15 protein-coding genes are annotated in these 21939 nt (G+C 60.4%); 6 read left to right on the top strand and 9 right to left on the bottom strand.

Translation table 11 applies throughout. The features are described from left to right. Window positions 1-66 precede the first annotated feature (66 nt). From NAV32_RS09370 to putA, 6 genes are all read right to left on the bottom strand, one after another. Window positions 67-231 (bottom strand): hypothetical protein, encoded by a 165-nt coding sequence (locus tag NAV32_RS09370; RefSeq protein ID WP_256052527.1) that lies wholly within the window; start codon window positions 229-231, stop codon window positions 67-69. Window positions 232-311: 80 nt separating this feature from the next. Next, on the bottom strand, window positions 312-1004 hold the full coding sequence (locus NAV32_RS09365) for a DUF421 domain-containing protein (RefSeq protein ID WP_256052526.1): 693 nt from the start codon (window positions 1002-1004) through the stop codon (window positions 312-314). 83 nt (window positions 1005-1087) lie between these two features. After that, a complete protein-coding gene (locus tag NAV32_RS09360; RefSeq protein WP_256052525.1) occupies window positions 1088-1369 on the bottom strand; it encodes a hypothetical protein in 282 nt (93 codons plus the stop codon). A gap of 134 nt (window positions 1370-1503) precedes the next feature. After that, on the bottom strand, window positions 1504-1773 hold the full coding sequence (locus NAV32_RS09355; RefSeq protein ID WP_256052524.1) for a hypothetical protein: 270 nt from the start codon (window positions 1771-1773) through the stop codon (window positions 1504-1506). Window positions 1774-2132: 359 nt separating this feature from the next. Next, a complete protein-coding gene (locus NAV32_RS09350) occupies window positions 2133-3767 on the bottom strand; it encodes a methyl-accepting chemotaxis protein (protein ID WP_256052523.1) in 1635 nt (544 codons plus the stop codon). Window positions 3768-4142: 375 nt separating this feature from the next. Then, window positions 4143-8090, bottom strand: coding sequence for a trifunctional transcriptional regulator/proline dehydrogenase/L-glutamate gamma-semialdehyde dehydrogenase (putA, locus tag NAV32_RS09345; protein ID WP_256052522.1), 3948 nt, complete (start codon window positions 8088-8090; stop codon window positions 4143-4145). Window positions 8091-8262: 172 nt separating this feature from the next. Here putA and NAV32_RS09340 point away from each other — a divergent pair, with 172 nt between their 5' ends. Then, on the top strand, window positions 8263-8481 hold the full coding sequence (locus NAV32_RS09340) for a hypothetical protein (protein WP_256052521.1): 219 nt from the start codon (window positions 8263-8265) through the stop codon (window positions 8479-8481). Between the two features lie 307 nt (window positions 8482-8788). Beyond that, window positions 8789-9814 (top strand): ferrochelatase, encoded by a 1026-nt coding sequence (gene hemH, locus NAV32_RS09335; RefSeq protein WP_256052520.1) that lies wholly within the window; start codon window positions 8789-8791, stop codon window positions 9812-9814. Between the two features lie 71 nt (window positions 9815-9885). Here the strand turns inward: hemH and NAV32_RS09330 are convergent, their stop codons facing one another. Then, entirely contained in the window at window positions 9886-11424 is a 1539-nt protein-coding gene (locus tag NAV32_RS09330; protein ID WP_256052519.1) for a diguanylate cyclase domain-containing protein, read from the bottom strand. A 170-nt stretch (window positions 11425-11594) separates the two neighbouring features. Here NAV32_RS09330 and pqqF point away from each other — a divergent pair, with 170 nt between their 5' ends. The 4 genes from pqqF (at window position 11595) to nahK (ending at window position 19539) form a co-directional block, all read left to right on the top strand. Continuing rightward, window positions 11595-14126, top strand: a complete 2532-nt coding sequence (gene pqqF, locus NAV32_RS09325; RefSeq protein WP_256052518.1) for a pyrroloquinoline quinone biosynthesis protein PqqF — start codon at window positions 11595-11597, stop codon at window positions 14124-14126. 210 nt (window positions 14127-14336) lie between these two features. Beyond that, a complete protein-coding gene (locus tag NAV32_RS09320; protein ID WP_256052517.1) occupies window positions 14337-15527 on the top strand; it encodes a porin in 1191 nt (396 codons plus the stop codon). 315 nt (window positions 15528-15842) lie between these two features. Next, a complete protein-coding gene (gene nosP, locus NAV32_RS09315) occupies window positions 15843-16970 on the top strand; it encodes a nitric oxide-sensing protein NosP (protein ID WP_272890227.1) in 1128 nt (375 codons plus the stop codon). Beyond that, window positions 16900-19539, top strand: a complete 2640-nt coding sequence (nahK, locus tag NAV32_RS09310; protein ID WP_256052515.1) for a hybrid sensor histidine kinase/response regulator NahK/ErcS' — start codon at window positions 16900-16902, stop codon at window positions 19537-19539. Before nosP ends, nahK begins: the two co-directional genes overlap by 71 nt. A 562-nt stretch (window positions 19540-20101) precedes the next feature. Here the strand turns inward: nahK and NAV32_RS09305 are convergent. Then, complete coding sequence (locus NAV32_RS09305) at window positions 20102-20767, bottom strand: response regulator transcription factor (protein ID WP_256052514.1); 666 nt, start codon at window positions 20765-20767, stop codon at window positions 20102-20104. 159 nt (window positions 20768-20926) lie between these two features. Beyond that, a complete protein-coding gene (locus NAV32_RS09300; protein WP_256052513.1) occupies window positions 20927-21718 on the bottom strand; it encodes an ABC transporter permease in 792 nt (263 codons plus the stop codon). Between the last annotated feature and the right edge of the window lie 221 nt (window positions 21719-21939).

Below are 21939 nucleotides of genomic sequence, written 5' to 3'. Positions count from 1 at the left end.
GCTCACCTGGTATCACAGTCTGCAAGCGAAGGGCAGAAAGAGCCGTACTGCGCTGCGTAACTGCTATCAGTTCTCGCTTTCCTGGCTGTTGCGCATCAACAGGCGGATGGCGGCCACCAGCTCATCGATGGCTTCACGATACAGAGCAGGATCGGCGCTGGTTTCGGCATGGTCAGCATGTTTGCGCGCGGTTTCCAGATGATCATTTATCGATGCGTAATCGCCCAGCATGTGTTCAATCTCCGTGTCGGGGAAGGAAAGCCTTGTCTGTTCTAAGGACAGGCATGAGCGCGGTCGGTTCGTCCCGCCTGTCAGCGCGTCAGTTGTGTACTCAGGGCCAAGCTCCATTGCTCGTTTTGGCAGCGTGGGCAGGCGGCACGCTGCCGGCTTTCAAGGGCGTGTGCAAAGCCGCAACGAGTGCAGGCATAGATGGCGCTGTAGGGAGCTTCGCGGTAAGCCGGACGATGCTCGACCGGCAACACTGAAAGCCCGGGCTTCACCGCGCTCGGTTGAGCGAAAAAAAGGCTGATGTCGCCGTCGGTCTCAACGATGCCGAGACGGACCTGTCCCAGATGTTCAACGCCTTGTTGCCGCAGTTCCATGAAAAATTCATCGGATGAAATATTCAATCGATCCAGGCTCTTGAGCTCGTACAGGCCGTCCTTGATGATGGTGATGGGCTTGCCTTCCATCCAGCTCGCAAGCCGCGTGCTATGCGCCATTGCCAGCATGGTCAGGCGATAGAGTAGTAACAGTGTGACGAATACCGCGAGGATCGGCAGCAGGGGTACATCGTCATAAAAGGAAACGTCACCCGCGGCCGAACCGAGGGTGAGAATCACCACCAGCTCGAACAGCGACAGCTGTCGGATACCACGACGTCCGCTGATTTTCAGAAACAAGAACACCGCCACGTAGGCGAAGAGGGCGCGCAACGCGACCTCGGCGACGAATAGCAGCGGTAAGTCGTTCAGCCACATGCGTTGCCAGTCGAAGGGGGTCATGTCTGTCACTCGTGAAAGAACATTGCTTTGAGCGGAAATCACGATGGCGTGAAGTCGGGGTTAGCGCCGGTTCACGTTCGGCATCACTCGGCAGCAGCCACCTCGAAGATCAGGTCGATGCCATCGCCGCTGCCATCTCCTACTACTGAGCCAACGACGGGTTTGTGAGTCACCTGGCGGCCCGCATAGTGCTCGCTCAGTCTTTTCTCGGCGACCTCACAGACATGAGTGATCAGCCCCGTGAACTGGGTGTCCCGGGGAATGATGAATTTCAGGGTAATGCAATGCTTGTCGGGGCCTTCGGGCAGATCTGCCAGGCCGCTGCTTTGCCATTGGTCATTTATGTAGGCTTCGGCACCTTTCATGAGTCGCTCCTGTTGATTTCGTTACAGGTGGGACCATGAAACGCAAGAATTGATCAGTTGCCAGGGGGGAGGGCATGCGCTTGAAAACAAAAGGCCCGGCGCTTGCGCAGCCGGGCCCTGGTGTATTGCTGAGCTTATTCGGGCATCTGCCATGGGGCGAGATGCGCGCCCTTGCTGCTGAGGTCTGCGCGTGCCTGTTCCAGGGTCTGACCGAGTTTGACCGGGTCGGTGTAGACGCTGCTGGATAGCTTGCAGTGGCCCAGTGTGCGGGATTCGCTGTCATCGACGACGGTGATGCTGAGCTCGCCGTTGCCTTCGAGCAAAGTCCAGGCTACGCAATGGAATGGCTTGAATGCGCGGTCAGTGATCAAAAGGGCGTCATTGAAGCGAAGGGGGCTGTTCATGGGGCAAATGTCTCTCTGTGTGATACCCGGAAACCTAATTTGTCCAGGCGTTGGGTTGCCGCCGTTGGACTTACATATCATTGATGTACACAGGGGACCGGGAAGTCACATCGAAAGTTCGTGGTGGCTGACTTTTTTTCAATTAGCCGAAGGTATAAGGTTTTCGGGTGCCGGAGTAGAGGCTGAGTGGGTGGCTTAACCCATTGATTTTTATCTACTTAATGGGGTTATCAGTATTCCGTCTCTGCGATTCTTGCTAAGCATGGAAAGTGGCGTGGCAAAAAGACGCAGATACCCAACATGAAAAAAAACGGCCGAGCTCCGCAGGAGCCCGACCGTTTGAGTCATAACCGTAGCGGTTAGACCTTGAACTGCCTGAGCAGCCGATTGAGCTGTTCTGCCAGCTCGCCCAGTTGCTTGCCCGCAGCGCTTGATTGCTGCGCTGCGTTGGTGCTCTCCTGGGCCAGGCCGGCGGCCTGGGTCACGTTCTGGTTGATGTCTTCGACCACATGAGTCTGTTGCAGTGTCGCGCTGGCAATCGAGGCATTGAGTCCCGACAGGTTTCGCAGCGCCTGGGCAATCTGACCAAGGCTTTCGCCTGCCTGACTGGCCTGTTCGACAGTGGCCTGGGTGGCGCGATTGCTCTCCATGATGACGTTGACGGCTGCGCCGGAATTCTTTTGCAGACGTTCGATCATCGTATGGATTTCAGCCGTCGATTGCTGGGTGCGCTGTGCCAGCAGACGCACCTCGTCAGCGACGACAGCAAAGCCTCGCCCTTGCTCACCCGCACGCGCGGCCTCGATGGCTGCATTGAGCGCAAGCAGGTTGGTCTGGTCCGCAATCGAGCCGATGACTTCAAGAACCGAACCGATCTTGGTGGTTTCGTCTGCCAATGACTGAATCACGTCGACAGCCTGGCTGATGGTGCTCGACAGCTGGTCGATCTGCTGCAGGCTGGCTTCGATGTTCTGCTGGCCAAGTCCTGCCTGTTTATCTGCCTCACCGACCTCGTTGGAGGCGTGTTCGGCGTTCTTGGCCACTTCCTGTACGGCGTAAGTCACTTCGTTTACTGCGGTGGCAACCAGCTCCATTTGCTGAAGCTGCTGTTGGCTTTGCTGATGCGTCTGTTCGGAGAGCTTCTCCAGAGTGTCGGATGAATGATCCAGCGAGCTGGCAGTCTCCGATAACTGGCCGACCAGTTTGCGCAGCTTGCGGCTGAAGGCGTTGAAGTCGCGACCCAGGGCGGTCAGCTCGTCGTTACCGGAGACATCGAGCTCGCGCGTCAGGTCGGCCTCGCCACTGGCGATATTGGCCATGGCCTGCATGGAATGTTGCAGCGGTTGAGTGATGCTGCGGATCAGGATGGCGACCATGGCCGCCATCAGCACTGCAATAGCCAGACCAATCAGGGAGAAGCGAACCAGGTAGCCCTTGAATTCGGCTTCCACGTCATCCACATAAATACCCGAGCCGATGATCCAACCCCAGGGCTTGAACAGCTCGACATAGGAAATTTTCGGTACGGGGTCCTTCTCGCCTGGCTTGGCCCACTCGTAATCCACCAGACCTGCGCCCTGCAGGCGAGCCACCTTGACCATCTCGTTGAACAGCTCCTTGCCGTTCGGGTCCTTGCTTTTGGACAGGTCTTGGCCATCGAGTTCCGGCCTCATGGGATGCATCAGCATCGTCGGACCCATGTCGTTGATCCAGAAGTAGTCATTCTCGCCATAGCGCAGCACCTTTACCTGCTCCATCGCCGCCTTCTGAGCAGCGGCCGTGGTCATGGCGCCGCTCGCTTCAAGCTGCTGATAGTGGGTGAGAATGCCCAAAGAGGTTTCGACGATATTCTGGGTCATGACCTGCTTGCCCTTGTACAGGTCGGTACGCACTTGCTGAATCATCAACAGGCCGAGGATGAAGAGCATGGCGACAGCCACCAGCGGGATCAGCCAAAGACGTTTACTGATTGGAAAATTTCGCAGCATATTCATTGGCTTGTAAGCTCCTTTGGAGGGCGGTGAACTCATTATTATCCGCACGCTGTCATGCATGGTGCGTTGCAGGTTGCCCCAGGCCTATAGTTGGCGATGCCATGTTTTCCACTGGCTTGTGGATAGTGTTTCGGCATTCCGTCCGAAAAGATGAGGGAGACATCGCAGCGCCGGTGAATTTACTTGTCCGAGACGCGCCAGAATAGCGTCGAGATGGCTATCTGACATATACCTTTGTTGCATTGCTGAAAAAGGAATGGCCAGTTTCCGTCAGGTGTTTTTACAGCAGGTGTAGGCGGCACACTGACAAGCAGTGCCTCGGAGGGGAGTAACGCTATGGGGCGGTGGCGTGCAGCGGCGCCGGCACAACGCCACTCAATCGATGGTCATCAGGCTTGCATTGCCACCCGCTGCGGCGGTGTTGATGCTCAGGGCGCGTTCGATCAGCAGGCGTTCCAGTGGTATATCGGTTTCGCCAGGGGCCAGCCCCTGTACGCCGACGATAGGCCCGCTGCGGCGCGACAGTTGCTGGCTGAGGTTGCGTAGTTGGTCGGCATCACCGTGGTGCAGCACGGTATCGAAACGCACCTCGTCGCGGGTCCAGTCGGCGACACAATGGATTTGCGCACCGACTGGCTCTGGCAGTCGCTCAAGCAGACGAGTGGTGAGCGGGCTGTGCGGCAGCACCGCCTGACTGCCGACCGCTAGTACGGCGGCCAGCTGAGTCAACAAATCCTGTTCCGTTTCGGCCAGACACAGCACGTGTTCACGCGGCAGCAGGCTGTAGCTGTTGCGCTCGCCGGTGGGGCCGTTGAGCAGGCGGGTGCTGCCACTCTGGGAGTGTTCGCAGTAGCGCTCAAATAGTGCAGCCAATTCATCCAGGCCGCTGTGCTGTGCCCACTGTATAAAGAGCCGAGTGGCATTTTCCTGTTCTTCATTTCGATGGGCTTCAGGTGCTGTCTGCGTGCTGCCAAAATCCAGAGCCTGGCGCAGCGCGTCATCGGGTCTGGCCGAGAGCAGCCGATAGAGATACAGCGGTCCGCCAGCCTTGGGACCGGTGCCCGAAAGCCCCTCGCCACCAAAGGGTTGCACTCCGACCACCGCGCCGACGATGTTGCGGTTGACGTAGAGATTGCCGACTTTGGCGCGCTCGACGACCCTGGCAATCATTTCGTCGATGCGTGTATGCACGCCAAGGGTCAGCCCGTAGCCGGCGGCATTGATCTGGTCGAGCAGGGCGTCAAGTTCGGCGCGACGATAGCGCAGCACGTGCAGTACCGGGCCGAACACTTCCTGCTGCAACTCATCGAGGTGTTCCAGCTCGATCAGGGTCGGCATTACAAAGGTGCCATGGGCGCACTCGGCCTCATCAGCGCGGGCCATCTGATGAACTGTCCGGCCTTTGTCGCGCATGGTCTGCAGGTGTTTTTCGATGGTCTCTCGGGCTTCGTGGTCGATGACCGGACCGACATCCACCGACAGCCGTTGCGGGTTGCCCATGCGCGCCTCGGCCATGGCGCCCTTGAGCATGCCGATGATGCGCTCGGCCACCTCTTCCTGCACGCAGAGTACGCGCAACGCCGAGCAGCGTTGCCCAGCGCTGTCGAAGGCCGAGGCCATGACGTCCATCACCACCTGTTCGGCCAGCGCCGAGGAGTCGACGATCATCGCGTTCTGCCCGCCGGTTTCGGCGATCAGCGGAATGCTCCGGCCACGGGCATCCAGGCGTCCGGCAATGCTGCGCTGCAGGATCGAGGCGACGCCAGTGGAGCCGGTGAACATCACGCCACGCACCCGCTCATCCGCCACCAGCCGTGCACCGACGGTTTCGCCACGGCCCGGCAACAACTGCAGCGCGCCCCGCGGAATGCCGGCTTCATGGAGAATCTGTACCCCGAGAGCGGCGATCAACGGGGTCTGCTCGGCGGGTTTGGCCAGCACCGTGTTACCCGCAGCCAACGCAGCACAAACCTGGCCGGTGAAGATCGCCAGCGGGAAATTCCACGGGCTGATGCACACCACAGGTCCCAGAGGCAGGTGCGTATCGTTGTTGAAATTGCTGCGTACTTCAGCTCCGTAGAAGCGCAGGAAGTCCACCGCTTCGCGCACTTCGGCGATGGCGTTGACGAAGGACTTGCCAGCTTCACGGACCAGCACGCCGATCAGCTCCTGAATTCTGCTTTCCATCAGCTCTGCCGCGCGCTCCAGGGCTGCCGCGCGTTCGCTCGGTGCGGTCGTCTTCCATGCCTGCGCGCTTTCCTGGGCACAGCGCAGGGCGTTGTCCACGTCTTCTTCGGTGGCCTCCTGAACCATGCCCACCTGGTCACGGTGGTCGGCCGGGTTGAGCAGCGGTTCGGCAACAGCCGTTGCGGAGGTTTCGCAACCCAGCAGGGGCGTTGCGCTGTAAAGCGTGTGTGAGCAGGCAAGCAGGGCAGAGGAGAGTGATGCCAGTCGATGCTCGTTGGACAGGTCGATGCCACAGGAGTTGAGCCGTGCTTCCCCGTAGAGGTCGCGCGGCAGTGGAATGCGCGGGTGCGGCAGGCCGAGTGTGCCTTCTTCGGCCAGCAACTGTTCGACTGTGACGACCGGATCGGCTACCAGCTCCTCCAGCGAGATGCTCTTGTCGGCGATACGGTTGACAAATGAGGTATTGGCGCCGTTTTCCAGCAGCCGGCGTACCAGATAGGCCAGCAGGGTTTCGTGGCTGCCCACCGGCGCGTAGATGCGGCAGGGGCGGTTGAGGCGGTCGTCGCCCTTGCCCACCACCTGCTCGTAGAGGGGTTCACCCATGCCGTGCAGGCACTGGAATTCATACTGGCCGGCATAATAATTCTGCCCTGCAAGCTGGTAGACCGCCGCAAGGGTGTGGGCATTGTGGGTGGCGAACTGCGGATAGACTGCCTCTGGCGCAGCCAGCAGCTTGCGCGCGCAGGCCAGAAAGGACACGTCGGTATAGGCCTTGCGGGTGTAGACCGGGTAATCCTCCAGGCCGTTGACCTGCGCCAGCTTGATTTCGCTGTCCCAGTAAGCGCCCTTGACCAGCCTGATCATCAGCCGGTGTCGGCTGCGCCTGGCCAGATCGATCAGGTGATCGACCACATGGGGGCAGCGCTTCTGGTAGGCCTGGATGACGAAGCCGATGCCATTCCAGCCCGTCAGCGAAGCCTCGAAGCAGAGGCGTTCGAGCAGATCCAGCGAGAGTTCGAGGCGGTCGGCTTCCTCGGCGTCGATATTGATGCCGATGTCGTACTGCCTGGCCAGTTGCGTGAGTGAAAGCAGGGTCGGGTAGAGCTCATCCATCACCCGCTCGTATTGCGCACGGCTGTAACGCGGATGCAGCGCCGAGAGTTTGATTGAAATGCCCGGACCTTCATAAATACCGCGTCCACGTGATGCTTTGCCGATGGCATGAATCGCCTGCACGTAGGAAGCGAGGTAGCGGCGTGCATCTTCGGCGGTCAGTGCAGCTTCGCCGAGCATGTCGTAGGAATAGCGAAAACCCCTGGCTTCCATGGTCTGGGCGTTGTCCAGCGCCTCGCCAATGGTTTCGCCGGTGACGAACTGCTCGCCCATCAGCCGCATCGCCATATCCACGCCCTTGCGGATCAGCGGTTCGCCTCCTTTGCCAATCAGCCGATTGAGCGAAGAGGTGAGGCCCGTCTCGTTGTGCGTGGCGACCAGCCACCCGGTCAGCATCAGGCCCCAGGTCGCTGCGTTGACGAATACCGACTGGCTGTGACCCAGGTGTGGTTGCCAGTTGCCGGTGCTGATCTTGTCGCGGATCAGCGCATCGCGGGTGCCCTTGTCCGGCACCCGTAGCAGGGCTTCTGCCAGGCACATCAGCGCCACGCCTTCCTGGGACGACAGGGAAAACTCCTGCAACAGTCCCTGCACCAGCCCCTGGCGCCCTCCGGCGCTTTTACGGTTGCGCAGCTTTCCGGCAATACGCATGGCCAGGCTGTGTGCCGCTGTGGCCTTGTCTGGTGCAAGCCGGGCCTGCTCAAGCAGCACCGGTACGGCTTCGGGCTCGGGGCGGCGGTAGGCTGCAGTAATGGCAGAGCGCAGTACCGATTGCGGCAGTATGGATTCGGCGAATTCGATAAACGGCTGGCTGGCTGGCTCGGCGTTGAAATCTGCTTCCTGCTCGACAGTGTCTGCGTGCCGGCTCTCGCCCGTCTCGCCGGCGCTGTCGAACTGTTCGAGGAAATTGAAGATAGCTTGCCGGACCAACCATTGCGGCGTGCGATCCAGCTGGCGGGCGGCTGCGGCGAGTCGCTCGCGAGTCGCATCATCGAGCCGGATGCCGAGCGTGGTGGTCTTCATGGTGTCTGCCCTCGATGGTCATGGAAGAGAGCTTAGACCTTTCCGGAAGATCTTTTGAAACAGCCTGTAAAGGGCGTGCCAGACACACCAATGAAACAAAAATGTGTTTGCGCATACGTGCATGATGACTACGCTGACCCTATACGAGGCCACAACAACAAGAGAGGCTCGCATGACCAACAATCGAAACGCTCAGGTCGTTGCTATCGAATTGTGGCGCTTTTGCGCGCATTGCCTGGCTGTCATCGTGGTTGCAGGTGCCGTGTTGATCGGCTTTCTGGTTTCCTGGGCGCTGGCACTGAAAGTCGGCGTCCTGCCGCTACTGGCGTTATTGGTGGCCGACGCCCTGGTCAAGCGGCGCGAGGCAATGGGCCGCACAGGGCACCTTTGAAGCCGGTTGGGTGTCCCGGCACTGCGCTCTCCCTTCTGAAGTGCGGCTGCTCCGGCATCGTCTCCGCTGCAGCCTGCACTTCACAATCGTCAAGATCCTCCTCGGCAACATGGGCTGGCATCCCTTGCCAGCCAATCAGCAGTTAACTCATCGAATGTTCCTGAATGGCGTCGCAGGGCTTGCGCGCACCTCAAGTAAAATGCCGGTTGGGTAGCATCGAAGCGGTCAGCTCGGGCAGTATAGCGGCGCCGCTCAAGAGCCTATTGGTCGCGGCACGATCCTCCCAACACAAAGCAGAGAATGTCGCATGACTGAGCAGGCGTTGTTACTGGTCAACCTGGGTTCACCGGCTTCCACCGAGGTGGCCGATGTGCGTCGTTATCTCAATCAGTTTCTGATGGACCCCTACGTGATCGATCTGCCGTGGCCGCTTCGTCGTCTGCTGGTGTCGCTGATTCTCGTCAGGCGTCCACAGCAGTCGGCTCATGCCTATGCCTCGATCTGGTGGCCTGAGGGTTCTCCGTTGGTAGTGCTCAGCCAGCGACTGACCGATGCTGTGTGCCCGCACTGGAATGAAGGCCCGGTGGAGCTGGCGATGCGTTATGGCGAGCTGTCCATCGAACGCGCGCTGGTAAAACTGGCCGGGCAGGGCATCCGGCAGGTGACCTTTGCGCCCTTGTATCCGCAGTTTGCCGACAGCACCACGACCACTGCTGTCGAAGAGGCGCGGCGTGTCATTCGTGACAGGGGGCTGGATATCACGCTCTCGATTCTGCAGCCTTTCTATGATCAGCCGGAATACCTCGACGCGCTGGTCGATAGCGTGAGACCGCATCTGGCTCAGGATTTCGATCATTTGTTGCTGAGCTTCCACGGCCTGCCCGAGCGTCACCTGCACAAGACCGATCCGAGCGGCGCGCACTGTCTGAAAAGCGACGACTGCTGCCAGCGCGCCGAAGGTGCGGTGCTCGCCAGCTGCTACCGGGCGCAATGCCTGCAGAGCAGCGCCCGGTTCGCCGAGCGTGCCGGACTGCAAGCGCAGCAGTGGTCGGTTGCCTTTCAGTCGCGACTGGGTCGTGCCAAGTGGATCGAACCCTACACCGAGGCAGAGCTGGAGGCCCTGGCGGCCAGAGGTGTGAAAAAGCTGCTGGTCATGTGCCCGGCCTTCGTCGCCGACTGCATCGAGACGCTGGAAGAAATCGGTGATCGCGGCCGTGAGCAGTTCATCGCTGCCGGCGGTGAAGACTTGCAGTTGATTCCCTGCCTGAACACCCATGAAAGCTGGGTGCAGGCGCTGGTGACGCTTTGCCGTCGGGCGCCGCAGGCGTTATAGCCGCTCCTGTTTTCGAGCCGCCTCATTGCGTGGGGACGAATTCATTCGGCCAAGGCCGAACAGGTTCTGCCCTACGCGCTGGCTTCAGACTGATCGCTCTCCAGTTCCAGCGGCTGCTGCAAGTTGTTTTGCATGGCCGAGTCATAGAAACGCAGCGCGTTCTTGCCGTTGTTCTTGGCTTCGTACATCGAGAGATCGGCGCGCTTCATCAATTCGTCGGCGCTGACGCCTGTGCCGCAGAACAGCGCAACGCCAATGCTGCCACTGCTGAGAAGCATTTCACCGTCCAGAGGATAGGGCTCAGCCAGGGTTGCCAGTAGTTTGTCGCCGATATGTCGGGCTTGCCCGGCGGCTGTTTCGGGCTGGCTGTCGAGCTCTTCGAGCATCACCACGAATTCGTCACCACCCAGGCGTGCCACCGTGTCGCTGTCACGCACGCCCTCGCGCAGGCGCTGGGCGGCCTGTTGCAGAAACAGGTCGCCGACCGGGTGACCATGCACATCGTTGATGTGCTTGAAATTGTCCAGATCAATGAACATCAGAGCACCATGGCAGCCTCTGCGTGCGCTGGTCGACAGCGCCTGCTGCAGGCGATCAAGCAGCAGGCGCCGGTTGGGTAGCTTGGTCAGCAGGTCATAGAAGGCCAGATGCTGAATGCGTTCTTCCACATTCTTGCGTTCGGTAATGTCTCGCAGAATCGCCACCACGGCGCGCTTGCTGTCGGGTGGTGTTTCCAGGCGTTGTATGTGGACGTCATAGAACCTCTGGCCATCTTCAGTCAGATAGGGAAACTCCAGCGCCTGCGGCATATTGCTGGCCAGGGCTTGCTGAATGGTTGCCATGAAGCGTTCCGTATCATCCGCACTCAAGGCGTTATGCGCAGACTGACCGGCCAGTACCTGGCAGCCGGCGAATTGTGGGCTGCTGTCGGACGATATGACTTCCAGATGGTGGCCATCTTCATCAATGACCAGCAGCAGGTCCGGAATCGCCCGGGTGATGGCGCTCAGGCGGGCTTCGCTGGCTTGCAGGGCCTGTTCGGCAAGGTATCGGCGGGACAGGTCATCGAGCAGCAGCCCGACCATTACAGTTGCCAGCGGCATGATCAACAGTGTCGGCAAGGCCAGTTCCCAGATGCTGAGAGAAGCGACGGAAGGCAGTGCGAGCATCGAAAGCAGCGCGGTGACGTGCAAGGTGAGACCAAGTCCCAGCAGCGGCCAGAAGCGAACCGTCAACAGCCCCCGTTTGCAGGCAAACCAATAGCCGAGTCCCAGCAGTGTCGGGGCGATAATGTTGAACAGGCCTATGTAGCTTCCAGCCCCTCCCAGCCACAGCCTGTAGGCTCCGGCTATGGAGCCGGCGATCATTGCGGCGAGTGGCCCGCCAAAGACAGCGGCCATGCTCAACACCACCGCACGGCTGTCATAGAAGACGCCTGGTTGCAGCGTGAAGGGCACCATCATGCCGACTATGCAAGCGCCGCCAAACCAGAGACCGGTGATGATATTGCTGTGCCTGGGGTGACCGTTGCGCATGTGGTGGAGGGTAAAGCCGAGCAGCCAGCACAGCGCGAGAAGGAGGGCGGCATTTTGCAGCAGTGTCAGAGTCATCACGGCACCTCGGATTGACTGACTGGCATTAGGCCATCAGTTTACCTCATGGCTTTTATTGCGGCATTGCAAATCCTTAGCAGTTTCTGAGCCAATACATCGGCGCCCTTGTGCCAGGTGCGACTTGGCGCGATCCTGCATGCATACCTGCCGGAAACCGCGATAGCCTCATGTCTCTGCAAACCGATTGTTCCCAGCGCCCACCGCAGCTCAGCATGCCAAACGGCTTGCGTGTACGTCTGCTGAACATGCCGGAGGGTTCGCCAGCCGCCGCCCTGGTTCGCGTACATGCCGGTGCGCATGACGCACCCGAAGCCTATCCGGGGCTGGCCCATTTTCTCGAGCACCTGCTGTTTCTCGGTAGCCAGCACTACCCTGTCGAGCAGAGCCTGATGCCTTTCGTGCAGGCCTGTGGCGGGCAGTTGAATGCCTCGACCCGCGAACGCCATACCGACTATTTCTTCCAGGTGCCTGCCGAACGGCTTGAAGAAGGTCTGTGGCGCCTGATGGACATGCTTGCCCAGCCGCTGCTTGACCCAGCCGCACAACTGCGTGAGCGTGAAGTGCTGCATGCCGAATACCTGGCGCGCGCCGAGGATGCCGAGACCCTTTGCGATGCGGCGCTGGGGCAGGCGCTTGGCAGCGGCCATCCGTTCAGCGCCTTCCACGCCGGTAACCGCGAGACGCTGCCTGTCGAGGATGAAGATTTTCAGCAGGCGCTATTGGGCTATCACCAGCGCTTCTATCGCACGGGGCAGATCGAGCTGCTGTTGGTCGCCCCGCAAGCACATGACGATCTGCTGCGGATGGCCCGGTCGGCTGACGTCTCGCTCACCGCTGGCCCGTTCATTCAGCGTGAGGCCCCGCCCTTGCAGCATTCGCCGGAGTCCTGGCTGCGATTGCAGCTGGACAAGGCGGCGCCGCGATTGCTGCTGGCTTGCGCCCTCGACAGGATGCCCGAGCACGCCCAGCCGGCACTGGATTATCTGTCCAGCTGGATCGCATCCGAGGCGCCGGAGGCGCTGCTGCCGCGCCTGCGTGATGAAGGGCTGTGTCAGTCGCTCAAACTCCGCGTGCCGTACTGGTATGCGGGGCAGGGCGTAGTGGTGATCGAAGCGGCGCTGACCGAACAGGGACTTGCACGGCGTGCGCAGATTGTCGATGCACTCTTCGACTGGTTGCGTTTCTTTTCCGGCGAAGCCCGCTGGCGGGCTTGCCGCGAGGAATACCGGCGCGTGCTGCAGCGCAGCCTGCAGGTTGCTGAGCCCCTGGCGCGGCTGAAGCATTGGGTCGAGCCGCAGGCCTGGAGTGACAGCAGCGATGAGGCGGCAGTCCGTCAGGCGCTGGAGAGCGTACTTGAGCAGATACAGGTGGCGCAGCCGATAGTGCTGAGCACTGATACGACTGGCTGCGAGCCCGTTGAAACCGAAGGATTCCCGCTACGCCTGAAATTCGAGACGCCCGTGCGCGCAGCAGCCGTCGCCTGGCATTGGCGCCAACCGCAGGCCAACCCCTGGCTCAAGGCCAGCCCGCGCGGAACCGTAGGGGCGATCAATCCAGGCCTGCAATGGCTTGGTTCGGTGGATGCAGCCGGGCGCGGCGCGCTGTACCTGCGCTGTCGATTCACGACCAGTGCGCTTCCAGCTGGATACTGGCACGCGTTTCATCACGCCCTGCAATCACGGGTCTGGGCGGCGCGGCAGGCCGGTGTCGAGCTTCGTTTCGAGGATTTGGGAAATGCCTGGCTGCTGCGTCTGTACGGTATCGCTGAAGCCATTCCGTTGATCGTGAAAGACCTGGGCGCACTGCTGGCCAAACCACCGCAGACCTCTCTGGATCAAGGCCCGCAATTGGCCGAGCGCGCCTTCAGGCTTGGCGGTGATGAGCTGCCCATTCGCCAACAGCTGGCGTTGCTGCCGCGCTTGCTTGCCGGGGCAACATCCAGGGCCGAGCAGGCTCCGCTAGGCCAGTCAGAACTGAACCAGCATTGGCGGGATGCTGAATGGCAGGGGCTGGCCTTCGGTTTTGCAGCTGATCTCCGTGGCCCTTTGCAGTCAGCGATTACTGCGCTGCCGGGACAAGCCGCGTCGGCACCGCCTGGGTTGAAAACCGGGTCAGATGGTTACCACTGGCACAGTCTCGGCGCTGGGCAAAGCGAAGGCGAGACAGCCTTGCTACTGTTCTGTCCGCTGCCGTCAGAGGGTGGTTACGGGGTCGAGGCCGCTTGGCGGGTGCTGGGGCGCCTGCTTGAACGTGCCTTCTTTCGTCGTTTGCGCAGCGAGCTGCAACTGGGCTATGCCGTATTCAGCCGCTTCGCTTCATGTGGTGATCAGGCCGGGATGCTGTTTGCCGTGCAGTCGCCGTCAGCATCGGCCGCAGAGATTCTCGGGCACGTCGAGGTATTTCTTGAAGATTTCGCCACGCAACTGGCGAGCCAGGCTGTACGGGTTGAAGAGGTTGCCCGTGAACTGTCCAAGCGCCATGTGGCCGACACGGCTGACCTGCGTGCGCATGCCGAGCAGATCGGCCAGACCTGGCTGGCGGGGCATGGGCCAGAGCATCCGGCACGGGTGGCGCAGGCCATGACCAGCCTGAATGGGGCGCAGTTGCTGGCGGCGTTGGACGTCCTTCGTCACGGCGCCGGTGGATGGAGAGTTCTGGCCAATGCAACTGCCCCTGATGCACGCTGGCGTTGTGCCTGACAGTCTGTTGAAAAGCACCTGCTAAAGCGCCGCGGCTTACTACCTAAGCGCTGCTTCCTCCGGATCGCTCAATACCTGCTTGCAGCCCAAGCCCCTGGCTACAGCCAAAGTACCAGCGAAGCGCCGCCATGGCAGCGTATGGCTTGCCCGTGGCGCTTTCGATAATCCGCTTCGACACGACTGCCCGTCGTCACATCAGCGGAGAGCGCCATGCACAACAAGAAAAAAACCTGCACCAAGATTCTGCCCCTGGCTCTGGCCAGCGCAGTAGCCATGGGACTGAGCCAGTCCGCCATGGCCGAGATCGTGCTGTACGATCAGGACGACACCACCTTTTCCACCGATGGTTACTTCAACACCTTCTACGTCCACAGCAAGGTGGACCGTGCAGGTGAGCAGTTCGATCGCAACCAGTCGCGGGTCAAGATGGGCTTTCTGCCCAACTACATCGGTTTCAACTTCAAAAAGCAGGTTGGCGACCTCAAGTTGGGTGGCCGCTCCTCGTTCTGGGTGACCATCAATGACAGCGAAACCAATGGCACCGAAAGTGGCATCGACGTTCGCCAGTTCTACGCCACCGTCGCCAACGACGAGTGGGGTGAGGTGCTCTTTGGTAAGGACTTCGGCCTGTTCGCGCGCTCCAATATCCTGCTCGACGAGATGCTCACCGGCTACGGTCAGGTCAGCGACACCCTCGGCCTGGTGGACGGTGGCGGCGTTTCCTTCGGCAATATCGGCACCGGCTACCCTTATCCGTTCCCGTCTGCCCAGGTGACCTATCGCTCGCCGGTGATGAGCGGTCTGCGCGTTGCGGTCGGCATCATGGACCCGGTGGATACCACCGAAGATACCAACTCCGCGCTGGACAAGGCCTATCAGGATACGCCGCGCTTCGAGACCGAGATCACCTACCAGTTTGAGGCGGGTGGCACGCAGTTCTATACCTGGCTCGGCGGTATGCAGCAGAGTTCCGACAATACCGACAGCAGCGTCCGCGACGTGGACTCCAAGGGCATCAGCTATGGCGTTCAGGCGAAAATGGGCAACCTGTCGCTGACCGCATCGGGCTTCCAGGCCGAAGGCATCAACCCCTTCTTCACCAACAACGCCGGCGAGGCGCTGCTGCGCGAAGTCGACAGCGACGGCTACCTGCTGCAAGGCTCCTACCGCTTCGGCAAGAACCGCGTGGCGCTCTCCTACGGAACAACCGAGGATGACGGTAACGGCCTTGGTACCGCAGCCGATTTTGAAACCCGTGGTGTCGCGCTGTTCCACAGCGTTAACGACAACCTGACCCTGGTGGCCGAACTCAACGAGCTGGAAGTCCGTGGTCGCAATGGCAACAACGCGGTGAACGAAGACACCCGTACCTTCGCCGTCGGTGCTGCGCTGAGTTTTTAAGCCGCACACAAGCAGGGCGCGGATGGAGTCCGAACCGTAGGTCGAGCCATCCGTTGCATCGCAATGGCCCGTGCGCTGAGCGCACACCATGCCCCGCTGCCACATCATGAAAAGGCCGGTATTCATCGGGAATGCCGGCCTTTTCGTTTACTGATATGCGTGATTTCGTCGCGTTACGACCTTGGCAGGCTGCGACCGGTACTCAAGTAGCATTTGCCCGCCCCAGAGCCTGCCCAAGAATGGAGTCGAATCCGATTCAGTGGTGCGGGAGTGCGGTGCGTGATCGAACAAAGAACCGAAGTGATACGCACGGCGATGTCCGAAGCCAGGGACGCGGAGACCGTGGCCCAGGATCTGGCCCGCCAGCTGATTCATCCCCACCTCGGTTTTGTGCTGTTCTTCTGTTCTGCCGAATATGATCTGCCGGCCCTGGGTGATGCGCTGCAACAGTACTTCGGCGGTGTGCGACTGGTCGGCTGCACCTCGGCGGGGGAGATCACCGCCCAGGGCTATAGCCGCAGCTGCGTGACCGCTGTCGGCTTTGATCACCGCAGTTTTTCCATTGCCAGCGAACTGATCGTCGAGATGGATCGCTTCAGCCTGACCGACGCCCAGCAACTGGTGGAGCGTCTTGGCAGTGATTGCCGCAGCAACTCGCTGGCGCCGATCAAGGACCACAGTTTCGCCCTGACGCTGCTCGATGGCCTGTCCAGTCGGGAGGAGATCGTTCTTTCGGCACTCAGCGCTGCCTTTGGCAGCATTCCCCATTTCGGCGGCTCGGCAGGTGACGACAACCATCTGACCGATACCTACGTCTATTACGACGGCACCTTCCGCAGCGGCGCGGCCATCGTGGTGCTGATCAATACCTGGCTGGATTTCGAAGTGTTCACCACCCACCACATGCTGCCGCGCAGCGAAAAGCTGGTGGTGACCATGGCCGACAGCAATGCCCGGCGGGTCTATGAGCTGAACGCCGAACCTGCTGCCGAGGAGTACGCCCGCCTGATCGGTGTGGACGTTGCTGATCTCAACCATGCGCTGTTTGCCGCCCATCCGCTGGCAGTGCGCATTAACGAGCATTACTACGTGCGCTCCATTCAGAAGGTCAACGAAGACCTGAGCCTGACCTTCTATTGCGCCGTGGAGAACGGCATCGTGCTGACCGCCATGCGCCCCGGTCCGCTGATGCCCAATCTCGAGACACTGTTCGAGCGCCTTGAGCAACGCCTCGGTGAAACCCTGCTGACCCTGGGCTGCGACTGCTTTCTGCGGCGGATGGAAATCGAGAGCAACGGCACCACGGAGCAGATTTCCGCCTTTCTCCGACGCCAGAGAGTGATCGGTTTCAACACCTACGGAGAACAGTTCAATGGCATGCACATCAATCAGACCTTCACCGGGGTCGCCATTGGTCGCCCCGGAGGACGGGGAGGTCGCTGAGCTGCCGAATCGTCTGGTCGAACTCGAGCGCGAGAACGCCAAGCTGCACCGTATCAATGCGGCGCTGATCGAACGCATCGAATCCAGCAGCTCCGGTCGCGATGCCTCCTATGCGGCATTTCAGCATTCGGTGGTGCTGGCTGAGCAGGTGCGTGAGCGCACCGATGCGCTCAACCAGACAATGGCCGAATTGAAGGCCAGCAACCGCCTGCTCAGCGACGCCCGGCTGCGGGCGGAAACGGCGCACCAGTTGCTGGTCGATGCCATCGAAAGCATTTCCGACGCCTTCGTGCTGTTCGACAAGGATCAGCGCATTGTCCTGTTCAACCGCCGCTTCAAATCGCTCTGGAACCGTACCGGTGCCCGCATCCATGGCGGCACGCGTCTGGCCGACATGCGCCGGTTGGCAGAAAGCAGCGGGCTGATCGCCGAGGAACATCGCGGCAAGGGCAACGAGCCCACGGTCTACCGTCTACATACCGGGCGCTGGGTGCAGGTCAGCGAACGTCCGACCCGTGAGGGTGGCCTGGTGATGCTTTATACCGATATCACCGAGGTCAAGATCAGCGAAACCATGCGCCGCGAACAGGCGCTGGCGCAGAAATCCCGGCTGTTGCAGCGGGCCGTGGACAACCTGTCCCAGGGGGTCGCGATGATCAGCGCCGATGGCAGTCTGGAGTTGTGGAATCGCCGCTTCCTGGAACTCTGCGGCCTGGCGCCGATAGAGGCGCACCGTCCCTTCGAGGAGGTCATGGCCGACAGCGAACTCAAGTTGCTGACACCCGGTACGCGCGGTATCGGTGGCCAGCCACTGACCGAGTTGGAGCAGCATCTGTTCGATGGACGCACGCTGGAGATCCGCACCCATCCGCTGCCTACCGGCGGCTTCGTCAATACCTTCACCGACATCACCGAACGCTACCGGCATGCCGAGGCACTGCGTGAAAGCGAGCGCTGGATACGCCTGATCACCGACCATGTGCCGGCCCTGATCGCCTACGTGTCAGCCGACCTGACTTATGCCTTCACCAACAAGGTCTACGAGGAATGGTACCGCTGGCCCAGGGACGGCATGCTCGGCCAGTGCCTGCGCGACATTCACAGCGGCGAGCACTGGCAGCAGCTTGAACCTTATATCGACCGGGCGCTGTCCGGTGAAAGCATCAGCTTTGAAATGGCCGAGCCCAACCACGCCGGCCAGCAACGCTATATGTTGCGTTCCTATGTGCCTAACCGCCTGGCCAGTGGCGAGGTGGCTGGCATCTTCGTGCTGATCCAGGACATCACCGACCGCCGTCGCACCGCCGAGGCGCTGCACCAGGCCTATCAGAATCTTGAACAACGGGTGCGCGAGCGGACGGCGGAACTGACCAGCCTGAATGAACAATTGCTGTGCGAAATCGACGAGCGTGCTCATGCCGAAGCCCGCCTGCGCGAAGCCAAGCGTGAAGCGGAGCTGGCCAACCTGTCCAAGACCAAGTTCCTTGCCGCAGTGAGCCACGACCTGTTGCAACCGCTCAACGCTGCACGGCTGTTCACCAGCGCACTGCTGGAGCAGGCGACACCGAGCGGTGGGCTGATTCGCAACATCAGCAATTCCCTGGAGGACGTGGAAAATCTGCTGGGCACCCTGGTGGACATCTCCAAACTCGACGCCGGCGTGATCAAGCCGGATATTGCCTCTTTCGCCGTCAGCGAACTGCTGGAAAACCTGGCCGTTGAGTTCCGGCAAATCGCCGGCACCGAAGCGCTGCGCCTGGACTACATCCCCAGCACAGCCCTGGTGCGCAGCGATATCCAGCTGCTTGCCAGAATCCTGCGCAACCTGCTGACCAACGCCATTCGTTACACCCCCACGGGACGTGTACTGCTGGGTTGCCGGCGACGGCGCCAGAGCCTGTCCATAGAAGTCTGGGATACGGGGGTGGGCATCGCGGAAGACAAGCTGGAAGAAGTGTTTCAGGAGTTCAAGCGAGGCGATGCGGTGCAACCCAGTCAGGATCGCGGTCTCGGCCTGGGCCTGGCCATCGTTGAAAAGATTGCACGCATGCTGGGCCACCGCATCCTGGTGCGCTCGCAGCCGGGGCGAGGCTCGGTATTCGCCGTCGAAGTGCCGCTGGCCAGACGCATTTCCAGAAGCCGGGTCGAGTCACCCAGCACCGAGCTGCTGCTGGAGCGTCTGCACGGCGCCAGGGTTTGGGTCATCGACAACGATGCAGCCATCTGTGCGGGCATGCGCACCCTGCTCGAAGGCTGGGGTTGCGTGGTGACCACCGCGTTGTCGGAAGAAGATCTGGCGCGTCAGGTGGACAACTTCCACGCCGATGCCGACCTGATCATCGCCGATTATCACTTGGACAACGGCTGCAACGGACTGGATGTGGTGACCACCGTCAATGAGCGCCGCGCACACTCGCTGCCGGTGCTATTGATCACCGCCAACTACAGCAACGACCTCAAACTGCAGGTCCGGGAACTGGGGCACATGCTGATGCACAAGCCGATCCGCCCGATGAAGCTCAAGACTGCCATGTGCCATATGCTGGAGCATGGTCACGCTGCTGGCTGAATATAAGGTTTCCGCATTCCTGGGGATGGATGCCTGCTGCCGGACTGGCAAGAGTGGTGCCTTGCCAGCTTTAGAGGTCAAGGCGTTTATCGAGTGTACTGGGGGGAACGGAGTCCGAGTCGCCTGAGGTTTGAGCGCTTTGCATTTTCCTTTGCACGGCCTGCCAAGCGACACCTAGCGCCCCTTTCAGGAGGGTGAGCGCAATCGTTGCGTAAGGGAGCGAGCCGCATGGATGCGGCGAGAGGCTTAAAGGGCCATGGATGGCCCTTGTAAGCCGGCCCCTGGAGTGACGATTGCGCGAACGAACCCGGATCGCAGCGTAGGGCCGGATGCAGGGGCAAGCGTTTTTGCCTACTTTTTCCGCGATTGGAAAAAGTAGGTCGCCCAGCAGGGCGAAACCAAGCTATCAAGCGACTCAGCAATCGCCATTCAACACAAAACGCCCAATCAGCGCCTGTATTGCCAGTCCGGTGTCATCTCCGCTTCCTCGACAAACCGCGATGCAAAAAAACCGTGGACGCTGGGCGACCACGGCGGGAAGGGCAATGTAGAGAGGGCTGTTTCAGCGGCGCAGATAGGCCGCGAAGTCGATATCGCCGGCCGAGAGAATCGCCTGCACCCGGTTGTGTACGTTGAGCTTGCGCAGAATAGCCGAGACGTGGGCCTTTACCGTTGTTTCGGCGATGTCGAGGTTGTAGGCGATCTGTTTGTTGGATTCACCCTTGGTCATGCGCTCGAGCACCAACAGCTGCTTGCGCGTGAGTGCCTGCAGGAGTTCGGGCGGGATTCCCGGCTCGTTGTGATAGGAGTGACGAGTGGTCGCTTTCTGACTGCGGATGATGTCCGAGGGCAGGTAGACGTTGCCGTTGAGAATCTGCTCGATGGCTTCGGTCATCTGTGCGCGTGGCGAGGACTTGGTGATGAAACCGCAGGCGCCATAGGTGATCGCCTGCAGCACGATCTGTTTGTCCTGTTCGGCGGACACGATCACGACGGGGATGGTCGGTGCTTCGTTGCGCAGATTGATCAGGCCGTTGAGCCCGTGCATGCCGGGCATGTTCAGGTCCAGCAGCACCAGATCAAGATCATCGTGCTCCAGCGTCAGCGCCAGAGCGCTGTCGAGGTCGGCCGTTTCCAGTATCTCGCTGTCCGGAAAGCCGTCCCTGATGACGTTGTGAATGGCTTCCCTAAAGAGCGGATGGTCATCTGCGATCAGTATCTTGTACAAGACCGGTCACCTCATTGTTTTGATTATGGTGGGCAGATCGTTTTTAGCGCGACGGCTGCAATGCCCCAGTACTTCGGTCGGTCTTATTACAATTCACCGGGCGTCTTTTTGAAATCCTACAATCGACAGTCAAACCGGCACCAAAGTAGTAGTGGCTCATCATGCACTGCGGCGCAGCGCGGCATGCTGGGGATTGAAGCTGAGCACTGCAAGCAGGCTGAACAGCAGCGTCAGGCCCAGGCAGACGGCGAGCGCCAGTGTATTCAACTGCCCGTAAAGCGCATAGCGCACCAGCTCCACGGCGTGGGTGAAAGGATTCAGGGCGCAGAGCCAGTACAGCCAGTCGCTGGCTTCACGCATTTTCCACAGCGGATAGAGCGCTGAAGACAGAAAGAACATCGGAAAGATGACGAAATTCATCACCCCGGCAAAGTTCTCCAGCTGGCGGATGCCGTTGGACAGCAGCAGGCCCAGCGCACTTAGCAGTAATGCCACCAGTAACAGCGCGGGCAGCGCCCCGAGCAGGCCCAGTGCCGGTGGTTGCACACCGTACAGCCAGGTAATGCCGAGAAAGGCATACACCTGCAGCAAGGAAATCAGTGCGGTGGCCAGGAGCTTGCTGGCCAGTAGAAAACTGCGCGACATGGGGCTGGTCAGCAGTACGCGCATGCTGCCCATTTCACGGTCATAAACCATCGACAGCGAACCCTGCATGCCGTTGAACAGCAGGATCATGCAGGCCAGCCCCGGCACGATATAGGTTTCATAGGTGATGTAGGTGTCGTAGGGCTCGATGATGGCGATGCCCAGCGCGGCACGAAAACCGGCGGCAAACACCACCAGCCACAACAGCGGTCGCACCAGGGCGCTGAGAAAGCGTGAGCGTTGCTGGACGAAACGCAGCCATTCGCGAAAGACAATGGCCCGCAGGCATTCCCAGTAGGCATTCATCGGCGGATCTCCTTCGTGAAGCCCGGATTACGCCCTCGGAAACCCGGATTACGCCTTCGGCTAATCCAGGCTACGGCTACGGCTACGGTTGATCGTTCGTGATGGATGCTGCGGGGCTTCATGGACAGCTCTCCGTAGGATGGAATCGCCGAAGGCGCTTCCGTCATAGGGGTTCATACAAGGGTTGGCGTGAGGGATTACGCCCTCGGAAACCCGTATAT

The sequence above is a fragment of the Stutzerimonas stutzeri genome (assembly GCF_024448695.1).
GTDB classification, from domain to species: Bacteria; Pseudomonadota; Gammaproteobacteria; order Pseudomonadales; family Pseudomonadaceae; genus Stutzerimonas; species Stutzerimonas stutzeri_T.
This window is presented reverse-complemented; position numbering and strand designations above follow the sequence as displayed.